Source organism: Pseudomonas sp. 910_23, assembly GCF_052850795.1.
On record NZ_VXCZ01000003.1, the window covers coordinates 292760 to 308688 of the forward strand.

A 15929-nucleotide genomic window follows, 5' to 3' on the forward strand; every position below is an offset into this window, starting at 1 on the left:
CCATTAGATGAATTCGTCCAGCACTCTTGTCGATTGGTTATTAGATAGCCTTGAACTCAATACCAATTTGTTTCACGTCGGCCGCTACTGCGGTGACTGGCACGCCAGCACGCACAGCCTGGCCCAGGCAAGCTTCCATTTGATCGTGCAGGGCGATTGCTGGCTGCATATCGACGGTGATCCAACGCCCCGGCACCTGAACAATGGTGACGCCGTGTTTCTACTGCGTGACCTGGCCTATCGGTTGTCCGGGGAAAGTACCGCGGCAAGCGCCCAAGAGTGCCCTCGCCGGCCGATGCTGCCCCTCGATAGCAGTGCCATGGATGGCGTGGGCCTGGTTTGCGGCTTCTTCCATTTCCAATCCGGCTTGTCGGCGATGATTGTCGACAGCCTGCCCGCCTGGATCATCCTGCGTGCCGGTGATCCATCGTTGACCGCTGCGCGCAATCTGTTCGAATTGATCCTGCAGGAGTGCGAGCGCCTACCCGCGCCCTCCTCGGCCTTGCTCGAACGTCTTTGCCACTTGTTGTTTTTATATGTACTGCGCCAGCAAGTCATCGACAACACTGAGCTGGGCGGCCTGGCAGCGCTGGGCCGGCAACCGGCATTTGCCGGCCTGCTGGAGCAACTGATTGCGCGCCCGGCCGAGCCCTGGAGCCTGGAAAGCATGGCGGCGTGCACGGGGTTATCCCGTTCGGCGTTTTTCAAGCGTTTCAGGGAGTTATGCGGGCAGTCGCCGGGGCAGGTATTGCTGGTGATACGTATGCGCCATGCCTGTGGGCTGCTCAAGGCGGACCAGACCGTGGCCGAGGTCTCGCTGGCGGCCGGGTATCAGTCGGTGGCCGCATTTACCCGGGCCTTTCATAAAGTCACCGGGCAGCAACCTGGCGCCTATCGCAGGGCACAAGCCTAACCTTGTAAACCCGTGCCGGGCCGAGCACGCAAGTGCACCAACCAATCCGTGACGGCCGAGCAACTGGCACTGGCCTGGGTATTGGCCCAAGGTGACTACATCATCCCAATCCCCGGGACCAAGCGGCGTACCTACTTGCAAGAGAATGTCGCGGCGGTATCGATCACCCTCAGCAAGGACGAACTGGCTGGGCTGGATGCAATCTTCCCGGCCGATGCAACCGCCGGTTTGCGCTACCCCAAGGAAGTGATGGCCCTGTTGGATATCTAATTTTCAGCGTGCTGATCAACGGCCTGAATATTCCTGTGCGAAGCGCGGGAGTCAGACTATTCTGACAGCTCCCAGTGTAAAAACCCGCCACACAGGAGGTGTGTCATGCACGCGACTGAGCAGCCGACCCGCTTGGAGCAGATCAGTCAGGAACGCTTCATCCAGGCCCCGATCCATACTGTTTACGATTATGTAACCCAGCCCGACCGCTGGCACGAATGGCACCCCTCCTCCCTCAGCGCCAACACCGGCACCCGCGGCTCATTACCGGTAGGCTCGCGCTTTACTGAAGACATCGACCTGCTGGGCATTCGCGTGTCCATGAGCTACCGCGTGCAAATCGCTCGCTGCCCCGACGAGTTCAAGACCGTGTTCACCTCACTGGCGGTGGACGGTTGTATCCATTATTTTTTGCAAGCCCATCAGGGTGGCACTCGGTTCAAGCGCGTATTGATGTATGAAACCGAACTGCAACTGGCAACCTTGCACGAACGCATGATCAAACTCTCCGCCATTGCCCTGGACCAGCTCAAGCAGCGGTTGGAAAGCCCAGGCTTCGTATAATTTAGAAACATTACCACCGCGTCTCAGTGTAAAAAGCAGGGAGAATGCGCGGTTTATTGCTGCGTTTTCAGTGAGACCCCTGATGAAAAACCCATTGCGATTGGCCTTGCTCTGCGCCCTGCTTGCCACCCCCCTGGCCCAGGCCGCCGAGCTGATTCCCCTAGATGTACACCGCGATGCCAATTGCGGTTGCTGCAAAAAATGGATCAGCCATCTGGAAAACAACGGTTTCAAGGTCAACGACCACGTTGAAGCAGACATGAGCGCGGTCAAGCAACGCCTGGGCGTCGCCCCGCGCCTTGGCTCATGCCACACGGCGGTAATCGATGGCAAATTTGTCGAAGGTCATGTACCTGCCGAACAAGTAATGGCCTTGCGCAAGCGCGACGACCTGCTGGGTCTTGCCGCACCGGGCATGCCCCTGGGCTCCCCAGGCATGGAAGTTGACGGTCGCAGCGAGGCCTATCAAGTCATTGGCCTGACCCGCGACGGCAAAGACGTAGTAGTAGCCGACTACCCGGCACACTGACCGGTGCTGACGGGTTACCTGGGCCTGTTCGTCGCGGCGTTTGGCGCCGCAACGTTATTCCCCCTGCAATCGGAAGCCGTGTTGGTGGGCCTGTTGCTGAACGGCCAGTACCAGCTGTGGCTACTGCTGGGCATCGCCACGTTGGGCAACGTGCTGGGTTCGGTGGTCAATTGGCTGCTCGGACGCTCGGTGGAGCGCTTCAAGGAGCGGCGCTGGTTTCCAGTGAGCGCCAGGCAACTGGACAAAGCTCGCCGACATTACGGGCGTTGGGGGCACTGGACATTGTTGCTCAGTTGGGTACCTATCATCGGCGACCCGCTGACCTTGGTGGCCGGGGTGATGCGCGAGCCGTTGTGGCGGTTTTTGCTGTTGGTTACCCTGGCCAAAGGCCTGCGTTATGGCGTGCTCGCAGCGCTGACGTTGCAATGGGTGTTAATCCCCCGTTAATCCTCTCCCAAGAGCATCCGGACATCTTTCTCGGAGCCCCAGCCCATGCCTTTCATCCGTTCGTTATGCATAGCCGGCCTGTTTTCAGTGAGCGCCACCCCCGTGTTAGCCGCCACCTATGGCCCCGAACTCCAAGGCTTCCAATACCCCCATCCTCTCCAGCATTTCACCTTCCAATCCCAAGGCAAATCCCTGCAAATGGGCTACATGGACGTGCCCGCCAAAGGCACAGCCAACGGCCGCAGCGTGGTGCTGATGCACGGCAAGAACTTCTGCGGGGCCACCTGGGAAGGTTCGATCAAGGCACTCAGCAGTGCCGGTTACCGCGTCATCGCCCCCGACCAGATCGGCTTCTGCACTTCCAGCAAGCCCGATCACTACCAGTACAGCTTCCAGCAATTGGCGGCCAACACCCACCAACTGCTGGAAAAACTCGGCATCCAGAAAGCCACGGTGATCGGCCATTCCACCGGCGGGATGCTTGCCACCCGTTATGCCTTGATGTATCCCGAGCAAACCGAACAGCTTGGACTGGTGAACCCCATCGGCCTGGAAGACTGGAAAGCCCTCGGTGTGCCCTACCAGAGCGTCGACCAGTGGTACCAGCGCGAGCTGAAACTGAGCGCCGACGGGGTGCGCAAATATGAACGCGACACCTATTACGTCGGGCGCTGGAAGCCGGAATACGAACGCTGGGTGGATATGCTCGCCGGCCTGAACAAAGGCCCGGGGCATATCCAAGTCGCATGGAACTCGGCATTGATTTACGACATGATCTTCACCCAACCGGTGTACTACGAATTCAAGGATCTGAAGGTGCCCACCCTGTTGCTAATTGGCACCAGCGACACCACAGCCATCGGCAAAGATGTGGCGCCGCCGGCGGTCAAGGCCAGGATTGGCAATTACCAGGTGCTGGGCAAGCAGGTGGCCAAGCTGATTCCCCACGCCACACTGGTGGAATTCCCCGGCCTGGGCCATGCGCCACAGATGGAAGAACCGGAGCAGTTTCATAAAGCGCTGTTGCAGGGTATGAATGCCCTTTGATTTCGAGGCCCATGGCATGTCGATATAGATCGCAGTGATAGATGACTGGCAGAACGTCGCCAGTGACGTGGTGGATTGGTCGGCGCTGGACGGCGTGGGCCAGGTACATTTTCTCCACGACTACCCCGCTGATACGGCGACAATGGTTGAACGCTTGAAGGGCTTCGAGGTGATTTGCGTCATGCGCGAACGGTCCACCTTCGACGAGGCCCTGCTGCGAGAGTTGCCCAAGCTCAAACTGCTGGTCACCGGCGGTATGCGCAATGCTGCCATCGATATTGCCGCCGCCAAGGCCCTGGGTATTCAGGTGTGCGGCACCGACAGCTATAAACACGCGGCGCCGGAACTGACCTGGGCGCTGATCATGGCCTCTACGCGCAATCTGCTGGCCGAAGCCAACTCGCTGCGCGCAGGCGGATGGCAGGTGGGCCTGGGCGGTGACCTGCATGGCAAGACCCTGGGCGTGCTCGGCCTGGGCAGTATCGGCCAGAAAGTCGCGACGTTTGCCCAGGCATTCGGTATGCGGGTGATCGCCTGGAGCGAAAACCTCACACCGCAACGGGCGGCTGAAGCAGGCGTGACATGGGTCAGCAAGCGCGAGTTGTTTGAACAGGCGGATATACTCACCATCCATCTGGTGCTCAGTGAGCGCAGCCGTGGGCTGGTGGATGCCCAGGCTCTGGCGTGGATGAAGCCCACGGCGCACCTGGTGAACACCGCACGCGGGCCGATTGTGGATGAGCAGGCACTGGAGCAGGCATTGAGCAGTGGCCGCCTGGCCGGGGCGGCGCTGGATGTGTATGCCCAGGAACCGCTGCCGGCTGATCATCCATTTCGCCGCTTGCCCAATGTGCTGGCCACGCCACACGTGGGGTATGTGAGTGAGCACAATTACCGGCAGTTCTATCAACAGATGATTGAAGACATTCAGGCCTGGGCCGATGGCGTGCCCATCCGCGTGCTGGGCTGACGCACCATTTAAGGGCGCCCCCCCCCCCCCTTGTGGCGAGGGAGCTTGCTCCCGCTGGAGTGCGCACCGCTCCAAGATTTTGGGGGCCGCTACGCAGCCCAGCGGGAGCAAGCTCCCTCGCCACAGGGGCATATCGTTAGATTTATTTTGTCCTACAAAAAACCGCGCTAAACCCGGCAGGCTCTGGGATCTGGCCTAGACTCATGACCGATGGGTCCGTTCCAAAACAAAAACCCCGCAAAAAATCTAAACTTTCCAACTCCGCCTCAGGTCAAGTTTTAGGTAAGGACGTGCACGAGCGTTTCACGCCGAATGCCCGTTCATCCAATCTTTTTCAGCCGACGTTGCAACTGGCATACGCCTTGCCAGCTTGTATAGCGCTGGTGTGCCTGGCCGCAGGATGCGGCCACTTGGAGCTGATGGCAGCGGGCCATTAGCGAACCAACAAATGGGAGTGCATTATGATCAGTGCCGCAGTAGATACTCAGGGAGAGCGTTTTAGTCAGCCGGTAGGGGGGCCAACGTCTTTGGTCGACCTGCCCAACACTGTGCGGCCGATCGTGAGTCAGAATCCGAATCGAAAGAAAGTCTTGTTCGTCACTTCCGAGTTCGCCGACCTGGTGAAAACCGGTGGCCTGGGCGATGTGTCCGCCGCCCTGCCCCGCGCCATGGCGCATTTGCACGATGTGCGGGTGCTGATCCCCGGGTACCCGCAAGTGATGGAAAGCGACAATCCGATTCATATCGTCGGTGAGCTGGGCGGCCACGCGGCGCTGCCGCCGTGCAAGATCGGGCGTATGGACCTGGCGGACGGCCTGGTCATCTATGTGCTGATCTGCCCCGAACTGTATGAGCGAGAAGGCACGCCGTACGGCGCCAATAACGGCCGCGACTGGCCGGATAACCATATTCGCTTCGCCCGCCTGGGCCTGGCCGCCGCCGACATGGCCGCCAACCTGGCACAGATCCATTGGTGCCCCGACCTGGTGCACGCCCATGACTGGCCCGCGGGCCTTGCGCCGGCGTACATGCACTGGCGTGGGTCACGCACGCCAACACTGTTCACCATTCATAACCTGGCCTATCAGGGTGTGGTGAGCCTGGCGTCGACGCCCGAACTGGGCATCCCACCCCACGCCCTGCAGCAGGAAGGCATGGAGTTCTACGGCAAGATGTCGTTCCTCAAGGCGGGCATGGCGTATTCCAGCCACATCACCACCGTGAGCGCCACCTACGCCCAGGAAATCACCACGCCGGAATTCGGCTGTGGCCTGGATGGCTTTCTTGCCAGCAAGACTCAACAAGGTTTGCTCAGCGGTATTCCCAACGGCATCGACGAAAGCTGGGAAACGTCTACCGATACGCACTTGACCCACAATTTCAATATCGGCGACTGGGAAGGCAAGGCGATAAACGCCGCCCATGTGCGCGAGCTGTTTGGACTGCACGCGTCCAACGGCCCGCTGTTCGCCGTGGTGTCACGCCTGGTTTATCAGAAGGGTCTGGACCTGACTGAAGCGGTCGCCGGCTTTATCGTCGAAAACGGTGGCCAGATCGCGATCATCGGCCGTGGCGAACCCGAAGAAGAACAGGCCATGCGCGAATTGGCGCTGCGCTTCCCGGGCCAGGTGGGTGTGCGCATCGGCTTCAACGAGACCGATGCCCGTCGCATGTTTGCCGGCAGCGACTTCCTGTTGATGCCTTCGCGCTATGAACCTTGCGGCCTGAGCCAGATGTACGCGCAACGCTTTGGTTCGTTGCCGGTGGCGCGTAATACCGGTGGCCTGGCGGACACCATCGAAGATGGCGTCACCGGCTTCCTGTTCAATGAATCGACGGTGCAAAGCTACGAAGAAGCCCTGCGCCGTGCCTTCAAGGTATTCGCCTTCCCCGGCCTGCTCAACGCCATGCGCAGCCGCGCCATGACACAACCGTTCAACTGGTGCCAGGCGGTTGAACCCTACGCCGAGCTCTACGAACAACTGGTGGCCAAGGCCTTGGGGAAACCAACCAAATAGCCACTTGAACCAACCTGGGAGGTCTTCATAGATGCCGTTACGGACTCTGGACACCTGGCCCCACGGCGCAATCATGCTGGACGCGCAACACACGCGTTTTGCCTTGTGGGCGCCAGACGCTTTTTATGTCAGCGTTGAATTGCAACACGGTAAATCCATCACCCTGCTGCCCCAGGCGGATGGCTGGTTCGAAGTCGAAGCAGCCTGCCCTGCCGGCACGCTCTACCGCTTTAACATCGATGGGGAAAACGCGGTTCCCGACCCCGCTTCCAGGGCCCAGGCCCAGGACGTGCACGGTTGGAGCCAAGTGGTCGACCCCAACGCTTACCCATGGCGCAATACCCAGTGGCAAGGCCGCCCCTGGCACACCGCGGTGATCTACGAACTGCATGTGGGCGCCATGGGTGGCTACGCCGAAATCGAGAAACACCTGCCACGCCTGGCTGAGCTGGGAATCACTGCGATCGAGTTGATGCCACTGGCGCAATTCCCCGGTGAACGCAACTGGGGCTATGACGGCGTGCTGCCCTACGCACCGCAGGCCGCCTACGGTACGCCCGAACAGCTCAAGCACTTGATCGACGCGGCCCATGCCCATGGTTTGGCGGTGATGCTCGATGTGGTCTACAACCACTTCGGGCCCGATGGCAATTACCTGGGCCAGTACGCCAAGGGGTTCTTCCATGAAGACGTGCATACCCCCTGGGGCGCCGGTATCGATTTCGAACGCCGTGAGGTGCGGGATTTCTTCCTTGATAACGCGCTGATGTGGCTGCTCGAATACCGCTTCGACGGCCTGCGCCTGGATGCGGTACACGCCATCGATAATCCCGGGTTCTTGCAGGAGCTGGCGCACCGCGTGCGTCAGCAGGTGCACGACGACCGGCACGTGTGGCTGGTGCTGGAGAACGAGCTGAACCAGGCCAGCCTGCTTAAGGAAGATTTCAACGCCCAGTGGAATGATGACTTTCATAACGTGCTGCACGTGCTGCTGACCGGTGAAACCGACGCCTATTACAGCGACTTCGCCGAACAGCCCACCGCCAAACTGGCGCGTTGCCTGGGCGAGGGCTTTATATATCAGGGCGAAACTACCCGCCACGGCCATGCACGCGGCGAACCCAGCGCGGATCTGCCGCCCAGCGCTTTCGTGGCGTTTTTGCAGAACCACGACCAGATCGGCAACCGCGCCCTGGGCGAACGCCTGCACCAACTGTGTTCGCCCCAGGCGCTGAACGCGGCGACGGCTCTATTGCTGCTCAGCCCGATGATTCCGCTGATGTTCATGGGCGATGAGGTGAATGCGGCCGAACCCTTTCTGTTTTTCACCGACCATCACGGCGAACTGGCCGAGGCGGTGCGCGAAGGCCGGCGCAACGAGTTCGCCGATTTCGCGGCGTTTCACGACCCCGAACAACGCGAACGTATTCCCGATCCCAATGCACTGGAAACCTTTGTGCAATCGGCACCCTCTTTCGTCGAGAACGAGCACACCCAGCTCTATCGTCAGCTGTTGAGCCTGCGTCACCAACACATAGTGCCGCACTTGCCGGGCACTGTAGCCTTGGGCGCGCAGGTGATGGCCGAGGGAGCTGTCACGGCGCGTTGGCGCCTGGGCAACGGCAGCCTGTTGCAGATAGATTTGAACCTGAGCGAACAGCCTCTGGATCACCCCGCGCCACACCCCATCATTTTCCAGACGCCTGCCCAGCAAGGTACGCAGTTACCACCGTTGAGCGCACGCGTTTGCTTATCACCTGCCGGAGAACACTTTTGAGCGAAGCGAACCTGGAACTACTCGCCAGTCGCGCGGGCCTGGCCGTCGATTGGATTGATGCCAACGGTCGCCCGCAACACGTGCAGCCCGAGGCCTTGCGCGCCGTTCTCAAAGGGCTGGGGCACCCGGCCGATACCGACGCCGAGATCGACGCCAGCCTGCAGGAACTGGAGCAGGTGCAACAAGACACGCACCTGCCGCCCTTGATCACCATCGACAGCGGCGCAAGCCTGGACCTGGCGCGCTACTTCTCCCCGGACACCCCGTGTCGCGTCAGCCTGGAAGGTGGTGAAACCCTGGAGCTGCGCCTGGACGGCAATGCGGTGCTGCCTGGGGTGATTGCCCTCGGCTACCACCAGGTGCATATCGATGGGCAAACCTTCACCCTGGCCGTTGCGCCCAGCCACTGCTACAGCGTGGCCGACGCGGTGGACAGCCGCCCCGCTCGCGCCTGGGGCTTGAGTGCCCAGCTGTATGCCTTGCGTCGCCTCGGCGATGGTGGTTTTGGGGACACCCTGGCCCTGGAGCATCTGGTGCGCTCGGCTGCCGAACGCGGTGCCGACGCGGTGGCGATCAGCCCCATGCACGCAATGTTCAGCGCCGACACCGAACGTTTCAGCCCTTATTCACCGTCCAGCCGCCTGTTTCTCAACAGTCTGTACGCCTCGCCCGCCTGCATCCTTGGCGAGCGTGAAGTGCGCGACGCTACCGAGGCCGTCGGCCTGACCGACGAACTGCGGGATTTGGAGCAACTCACGCTGATCGACTGGCCCACCGCCGCCAAGGCCAAGCAACGCCTGCTGCGTGCGCTGTATGAAGACTTCCGCCACGGCGCACATCCGCAACATGCCGACTTCCAGAGCTTCCGCCAGGCCGGCGGCGAGGCCCTGGAAAACCACTGCCGCTTCGAAGCCGTGCAAGCGCAACGTGCCGCCGCCGGCGAAGAGCTCGACTGGCGCCACTGGCCCGAAGACTGGCGCACGCCGCAGAGCCCGGCGCTGGCGCAGTTTGCTGAAGAAAACCGCGATGAGATCGGCTACTTTGCCTTCACCCAATGGTTGATCGCCCGCAGCCTGGCGCGCGCGCAACAGGCCGCCCGTGGCAGCGGCATGGGCATCGGCCTGATTGCCGACCTGGCGGTGGGTGCCGACGGTGGCGGCAGCCAGGCATGGAGTCGCCAGGATGAACTGCTGGCCGACCTCACGGTAGGCGCACCGCCGGACATTCTCAACCGTGCAGGCCAGGGTTGGGGTATCTCCGCCTTCTCCCCGGAAGGTCTCAAGCGCAATGGCTTCCGTGCGTTTATCGAAATGCTGCGGGCCAACTTCGCCCATGCCGGTGGCTTGCGCATCGATCATGTGATGGGCCTGCAACGCCTGTGGGTCATCCCCCTGGGTGCCTCGCCCCGCGAAGGCGCCTACTTGTACTACCCGGTGGACGACCTGCTGCGTTTGCTGGCGCTGGAATCGCACCGCCACCAGGCCATCGTCCTCGGTGAAGACCTGGGTACGGTGCCCGAGGGCCTGCGTGAAAAGCTCAGCGCCCGCTCGATTCTGGGTATGCGCGTATTGCTGTTCGAACAGGACCACGAAGGCCGGTTCACGCCGATTCTTGACTGGCCCGACAACGCCTTGGCCACCACCAGCACCCACGACCTGCCCACCCTCAATGGCTGGTGGCACAGCCGTGATATCGAGTGGAATATCCAGCTCGACCTGATCGACCCTCCCACCGTGGAGCAATGGAGCGAACACCGCCTGCGCGAACGTCATGCACTGCGTCAGGCCTTGAGCCAGGACCCGCAGAACTTTGTCGATGAGATCCGCAACGACACCGACCACGTGATCGACGCCAGCGTGCGCTACCTCGGCCACACCCGTGCGCCACTGGTATTGCTGCCGCTGGAGGACGCGCTGGGCATCGAAGAGCAAGCCAACCTGCCCGGCACCCTCGATACCCACCCCAACTGGCGCCGACGCTTGCCAGGCGAGGCCGCCAGCCTGCTCGACCACGACAGTGCTGCGCGCCGCCTCGAACTGTTGGCCGTGGCGCGCAACCAAGCCTATGAGCGTGACCGATGAACGAACTGCCCCTGCGCGCCACCCAGCGCCTGCAATTTCATAAAGGCTTTACCCTCGATGATGCGGTGCCGCTGGTGCCGTATTTTGCCCGACTGGGCATCAGCCACCTGTATGCCTCGCCGCTCCTGAGCGCCCGCGCCGGCTCCATGCATGGCTACGATGTGGTCGACCCCACCCGCGTCAACCCGGAGTTGGGTGGCGAGGCAGCATTGCGTCGCCTGGTCGCCACCCTGCGTGAACACAACATGGGCCTGATCCTGGATATCGTTTCCAATCACATGGCCGTGGGTGGCGCGGATAACCCCTGGTGGCTGGACCTGCTGGAATGGGGGCGCTTGAGCCCCTACAGCGAGTTTTTCGACATCCAGTGGCACTCGCCCGACCCGTTGCTCAAAGGCCAATTGCTGATGCCGTTCCTGGGCAGCGATTACGGCGAAGCCTTGCAGAGCGGAGCGTTGACGCTCAAGTTCGACGCCGCTCACGGCAGCTTCTACGCCGAGCATTACGAGCATCGCTTCCCGATCTGCCCACGGGACTACGCCTTGATCCTGGGCGGCGATGAGGTGCTCAAACCGCTGGCCGAGCGTTTCGCCGCCCTCGCCTATCAGGACGATGCCTACACCGAAGCCGCTAGGCTCAAGCAGGCGCTGACCGAACGCGCCACCGAGGTCTTACCGGCCATCAAGCAACGGCTGGCCGCTTTCGATGGTCGCCAGCCTGAGGGTTTCGAGCGCTTGCATCATCTGCTTGAGCAACAGACCTACCGCCTGGCCAGTTGGCGCACCGCCGCAGACGACATCAACTGGCGGCGCTTCTTCGACGTCAATGAGCTGGGCGGCCTGCGCGTGGAGCGCACGGCAGTGTTCGAAGCCACCCACGGCAAGATTTTCGAGCTGATCGGCGCGGCCTTGATCGATGGCCTGCGCATCGACCATATCGACGGCCTGGCCGACCCACGTGGTTATTGCCGCAAACTGCGCCGCCGTGTGGACGCGCTGTCGCCACAGCGCCATTTGCCGATCTTCGTGGAAAAGATCCTCGGCGAAGGCGAAACCCTGCGCGAAGACTGGCAAGTGGACGGCACCACTGGCTACGAATTCATGAATCAACTGTCGTTGCTGCAACACCATCCTGACGGTTTTGCTCCGCTGGCCGACCTGTGGACGCGCCACAGCGAACGGCCCTCGGCGTTTATCGACGAAGCCCGCTTGGCGCGCCAGCAAATCCTCAATGGCTCGTTGGGCGGCGACTTCGAAAGCGTGGCCCAGGCCCTGCTGCAAGTGGCCCGCGATGATGTAATGACCCGCGACCTGACCCTGGGCGCGATCCGTCGGGCCTTGCAGGAGCTGATTGTGCATTTCCCGGTGTACCGCACCTACATCAGTGCCAGGGGCCGCAGCGCCGCCGACGACAAGGTGTTCCAGCAGGCCATGGACGGTGCGCGCAGTACCCTTAACGAAGGCGACTGGCCGGTGCTTGAGCACCTGGAAAAATGGCTGGGCGGCCAGCCTTGGCGCAATCGCCCGGTGGGCCGTGAGCGCAAGATCCTCAAACATGCCTGCGTGCGCTTCCAGCAGCTGACATCACCCGCCGCAGCAAAGGCCGTGGAAGACACCGCGTTCTATCGCTCGGCCGTATTGCTGTCGCGTAACGACGTGGGCTTCAGTACCGAACAATTCAGTGCGCCGTTGGCAGATTTTCACCAGGCCAATCAACAGCGCCTCGCTACCTTCCCGAACAATCTGCTGGCCACCGCCACCCATGACCACAAGCGCGGCGAAGACACCCGCGCACGCCTGGCGGTGCTCAGCGAGTGCGCGCCCTGGTATGCCGAACAGGTCGAACACTGGCGCAACCTCGCCGCGCCTTTGCGCGAGGGCACCGACAGCCCCTCGGCGGGTGATGAGCTGATCCTGTATCAGGTGCTGCTCGGCAGTTGGCCGCTGGAGCACAACCCGGACTTTGAGGCTTACCAGCAACGGCTCTGGCAATGGCAACAGAAAGCCCTGCGCGAAGCCAAGTTACAAAGCAGCTGGAGCGCGCCCAACGAAGCCTATGAGCAGGGTGTCGAGCGCTTCCTCAAGCGTCTACTGCTCAGCGAAGCCGGCCAAGCGCTGCGCGATGCGCTCGACAGCGCCGCTCAAGCCATCGCCCCCTCCGGCGCTCTGAACAGCCTGGCGCAAACTTTGCTTCACCTCACCGTGCCGGGTGTACCGGATGTGTACCAGGGCGACGAGTTCTGGGACTTCAGCCTTGTGGATCCGGACAACCGACGCCCGGTGGATTTCGATGCGCGCCAGCGTGCCCTGGATACCCCACCCGACATCGGTGAGCTGTTGTTCAACTGGCGCGATGGGCGTATCAAACAAGCGTTGATCGCCCAGGTGCTGAACGCACGCAGAGCCTGTCCCGAGCTGTTTCGCAAAGGCAGCTATACGCCGCTCGAAGTGGTGGGTCGGCACGCGGAGCGCGTGGTTGCGTTTTACCGTGAGCACCAGGGCCAACAGCTGTTGGTGGTGGTGCCGCGCTGGCCTTATCCGTTGCTGGAAAACGGTGTATTTCCCCACATCAATGCGCAGGTGTGGGGCGATACCCGGGTGAAATTACCGTTCGCCACCACAACACAAAACTGGAAGGGACTTTTTCAAACAGGCGCAGTCACACCCAACAAGGAGCTGTTGATCAGCGCTGCCCTGGGGGATCTCCCGGTCAATGTCTTTATCAATCCTGATAATCAAGAAAGCTGAACATTTTCTGTGAGGAGTTTGTGATGAGTAAAGAAGACAAACGTATTCGCGAACTGGCGCATCAGATCTGGGAGTCTGAAGGCAAGCCGGATGGTGCGCACGATCGCCACTGGGAGATGGCGCGCAAACTGGCCGAAGCCGAGGCGCTGACGCCCAGCAAGCCCAAGCCTGCCGCCAAGCCGAAAACCGCGCCCAAGGCGGCCGCCAAACCCAATCCGGTAGCCGCCAAGCCCGCGGCGAAAAAACCGACCGCCCCGAAGAAGCCAAAACCACCCGCCCCATGATTTTTCGGGCCTGCAGCCGTTATCCCAGGCTGCAGGCCCTTTTTCGTCCATGTCCTTTGCTGAAACACCGTCAGCACGGCCGCGTTCGGCCCGAGAAAAGACCCCTTGCAGGAGCAACACCATGAGCAAACCCGAGAACACCACAGCGACGCCGGATCATGAACCGTCGCGGATTCGTGAAGGTTTGCCCTTCCCGCTCGGCGCCACCTGGGATGGCCTGGGCGTCAACTTTGCACTGTTTTCGGCCAACGCCACCAAAGTGGAGTTGTGCCTGTTCGATGACACCGGCGAAGTCGAGCTGGAGCGCATCGAACTGCCCGAATACACCGACGAGATCTTCCACGGTTACCTGCCCGACGCCCACCCCGGGCTGATCTACGGCTACCGCGTGTACGGCGCGTACGACCCGGCCAATGGTCATCGCTTCAACCACAACAAGCTGCTGATCGACCCCTACGCCAAGCAACTGGTGGGCGAACTCAAATGGTCGGAGGCGCTGTTCGGCTACACCATCGGCCACCCGGATGACGACCTCAGCTTCGATGAGCGCGACAGCGCACCCTTCGTGCCCAAGTGCAAGGTTATCGACCCGGCGCACACCTGGGGCAACGATCAACCCGTACGGGTGCCTTGGGACCGCACGATCATCTATGAAACCCATCTGCGCGGCATCAGCATGCGCCACCCTTCGGTGGGCGAGTCCGTGCGCGGCACCTGCGCCGGCTTGATGGAAGACGACGTGCTCAAACATATCCGCCAGTTGGGCGTCTCTTCGGTCGAGCTGCTGCCGGTGCACGCCTTCGTCAACGACCAGCACTTGCTGGAAAAAGGCATGACCAACTACTGGGGCTACAACAGCATTGCTTTCTTCGCCCCCGACCCGCGCTACCTGGCCAGCGGCAAGATCGCCGAGTTCAAGGAGATGGTTGCGCACCTGCATGAGCAGAAGCTGGAAGTGATTCTGGACGTGGTCTACAACCACACCGCCGAAGGCAACGAGCGCGGCCCGACCCTGTCCATGCGCGGCATCGACAACGCCTCTTACTACCGCCTGATGCCCGACGACAAGCGCTTCTACATCAACGACTCCGGTACCGGCAACACCCTGGACCTGAGCCACCCTTGCGTGCTGCAAATGGTCACCGACTCCCTGCGTTACTGGGCCACCGAGATGCATGTGGACGGTTTCCGCTTCGACCTGGCAACCATTCTGGGCCGCTACCGCGACGGGTTCGACGAACGCCACAGCTTCCTGGTCGCCTGCCGCCAGGATCCAGTGCTGCGCCAGTTGAAAATGATTGCCGAACCCTGGGACTGCGGCCCCGGCGGCTACCAGGTGGGCAACTTCCCGCCAGGCTGGGTGGAATGGAACGACCGCTTCCGCGACACCGTGCGTGCGTTCTGGAAAGGCGACGACGGCCAACTGGCGGATTTTGCCGGGCGCATGACCGCCTCGGGCGAGATGTTCAACCATCGTGGGCGCCGGCCTTACAGCTCGGTGAACTTCATCACCGCCCACGACGGTTTTACCTTGCACGACCTGGTCTCGTACAACGACAAGCACAACGAGGCCAACGACGAAAACAATCAGGACGGCAGCAATAACAACCTGTCGTGGAACCACGGTGTCGAAGGCCCGACCGACGACCCTGAGATCAACGCACTGCGCCTGCGCCAGATGCGCAACTTCTTCGCAACCCTGCTGCTGGCCCAGGGCACTCCGATGATCGTCGCTGGTGACGAGTTCGCCCGCACCCAGCACGGCAACAACAATGCCTACTGCCAGGACAGCGAAATCGGTTGGGTCAACTGGGACCTGGACGATGACGGCAAGGCCCTGCTCAAGTTCGTCAAGCGCTTGATCAAGCTGCGCCTGGCCTACCCGATTCTGCGTCGTGGACGCTTCCTGGTCGGCGACTACAACGAAGACATCGGCGTAAAAGACGTCACCTGGCTGGCGCCCGATGGCAACGAAATGAACACCGAGCAATGGGAAGACAGCCAGGGTCGCTGCCTGGGCATGTTGATGGATGGCCGCGCCCAGGAAACCGGGATCCGCCGGGCGGGTGCCGATGCTACGCTGTTGCTGGTGGTCAATGCCCACCATGACATGGTCAATTTCCGCCTGCCGCCGGTGCCGGAGGGTGAGTTCTGGACGTGCATGCTCGATACCAATGAGCCGGCGATACGCGGCCAGGAGCGTTTTGACTTTGAACATGAGTACGCCGTGACCGGCCGCTCACTGCTGTTGTTTGAACTGCAGCGTGAAGACGAGGTGTGAG

Annotated in this window: 12 protein-coding genes and 1 pseudogene; all 13 read left to right on the top strand. The window is 61.5% G+C overall.

The genetic code is table 11. The features are described from left to right. Positions 1-7: 7 nt before the first annotated feature. The 13 genes and pseudogenes from FW800_RS05435 (at position 8) to glgX (ending at position 15928) form a co-directional block, all read left to right on the top strand. Positions 8-913, top strand: coding sequence for an AraC family transcriptional regulator (locus FW800_RS05435; protein ID WP_446437161.1), 906 nt, complete (start codon positions 8-10; stop codon positions 911-913). Positions 914-952: 39 nt separating this feature from the next. After that, positions 953-1183: pseudogene (locus tag FW800_RS05440) on the top strand (aldo/keto reductase); the annotation flags it as partial. Positions 1184-1288: 105 nt separating this feature from the next. Next, positions 1289-1747, top strand: coding sequence for an SRPBCC family protein (locus FW800_RS05445; RefSeq protein ID WP_446437162.1), 459 nt, complete (start codon positions 1289-1291; stop codon positions 1745-1747). 82 nt (positions 1748-1829) lie between these two features. Further along, positions 1830-2276: a DUF411 domain-containing protein gene (locus FW800_RS05450; protein ID WP_446437163.1), complete on the top strand. Its 447-nt coding sequence runs from the start codon at positions 1830-1832 to the stop codon at positions 2274-2276. 3 nt (positions 2277-2279) lie between these two features. Then, positions 2280-2723: a YqaA family protein gene (locus FW800_RS05455; RefSeq protein WP_446437164.1), complete on the top strand. Its 444-nt coding sequence runs from the start codon at positions 2280-2282 to the stop codon at positions 2721-2723. 45 nt (positions 2724-2768) lie between these two features. Then, positions 2769-3770, top strand: coding sequence for an alpha/beta fold hydrolase (locus tag FW800_RS05460; RefSeq protein WP_446437165.1), 1002 nt, complete (start codon positions 2769-2771; stop codon positions 3768-3770). 28 nt (positions 3771-3798) lie between these two features. Continuing rightward, entirely contained in the window at positions 3799-4740 is a 942-nt protein-coding gene (locus FW800_RS05465) for a D-2-hydroxyacid dehydrogenase family protein (protein ID WP_446437196.1), read from the top strand. A 461-nt stretch (positions 4741-5201) separates the two neighbouring features. After that, positions 5202-6758 carry a glycogen synthase GlgA gene (gene glgA / locus FW800_RS05470; protein ID WP_005788034.1) on the top strand — a complete coding sequence of 519 codons (1557 nt, stop codon included), beginning with the start codon at positions 5202-5204 and terminating at the stop codon, positions 6756-6758. A gap of 31 nt (positions 6759-6789) precedes the next feature. After that, complete coding sequence (gene treZ / locus FW800_RS05475; RefSeq protein ID WP_446437166.1) at positions 6790-8535, top strand: malto-oligosyltrehalose trehalohydrolase; 1746 nt, start codon at positions 6790-6792, stop codon at positions 8533-8535. Then, positions 8532-10616 carry a 4-alpha-glucanotransferase gene (malQ, locus tag FW800_RS05480; RefSeq protein WP_446437167.1) on the top strand — a complete coding sequence of 695 codons (2085 nt, stop codon included), beginning with the start codon at positions 8532-8534 and terminating at the stop codon, positions 10614-10616. The genes treZ and malQ overlap by 4 nt, the downstream gene beginning before the upstream one ends. After that, complete coding sequence (locus FW800_RS05485) at positions 10613-13363, top strand: malto-oligosyltrehalose synthase (protein WP_446437168.1); 2751 nt, start codon at positions 10613-10615, stop codon at positions 13361-13363. The genes malQ and FW800_RS05485 overlap by 4 nt, the downstream gene beginning before the upstream one ends. A 23-nt stretch (positions 13364-13386) precedes the next feature. After that, complete coding sequence (locus FW800_RS05490) at positions 13387-13647, top strand: DUF2934 domain-containing protein (protein ID WP_005788027.1); 261 nt, start codon at positions 13387-13389, stop codon at positions 13645-13647. Between the two features lie 121 nt (positions 13648-13768). Further along, positions 13769-15928 (top strand): glycogen debranching protein GlgX, encoded by a 2160-nt coding sequence (gene glgX, locus FW800_RS05495; RefSeq protein ID WP_005788025.1) that lies wholly within the window; start codon positions 13769-13771, stop codon positions 15926-15928. Position 15929 lies beyond the last annotated feature (1 nt).

Bases quoted from the DNA above. Each gene is read 5' to 3' on its own strand.
- FW800_RS05435 (WP_446437161.1), top strand. From the start codon at position 8: ATGAATTCGTCCAGCACTCTTGTCGATTGGTTATTAGATAGCCTTGAA.
- FW800_RS05445 (WP_446437162.1), top strand. From the start codon at position 1,289: ATGCACGCGACTGAGCAGCCGACCCGCTTGGAGCAGATCAGTCAGGAA.
- FW800_RS05460 (WP_446437165.1), top strand. From the start codon at position 2,769: ATGCCTTTCATCCGTTCGTTATGCATAGCCGGCCTGTTTTCAGTGAGC.
- treZ (WP_446437166.1), top strand. From the start codon at position 6,790: ATGCCGTTACGGACTCTGGACACCTGGCCCCACGGCGCAATCATGCTG.
- FW800_RS05485 (WP_446437168.1), top strand. From the start codon at position 10,613: ATGAACGAACTGCCCCTGCGCGCCACCCAGCGCCTGCAATTTCATAAA.
- FW800_RS05450 (WP_446437163.1), top strand. From the start codon at position 1,830: ATGAAAAACCCATTGCGATTGGCCTTGCTCTGCGCCCTGCTTGCCACC.
- FW800_RS05490 (WP_005788027.1), top strand. From the start codon at position 13,387: ATGAGTAAAGAAGACAAACGTATTCGCGAACTGGCGCATCAGATCTGG.
- glgX (WP_005788025.1), top strand. From the start codon at position 13,769: ATGAGCAAACCCGAGAACACCACAGCGACGCCGGATCATGAACCGTCG.
- glgA (WP_005788034.1), top strand. From the start codon at position 5,202: ATGATCAGTGCCGCAGTAGATACTCAGGGAGAGCGTTTTAGTCAGCCG.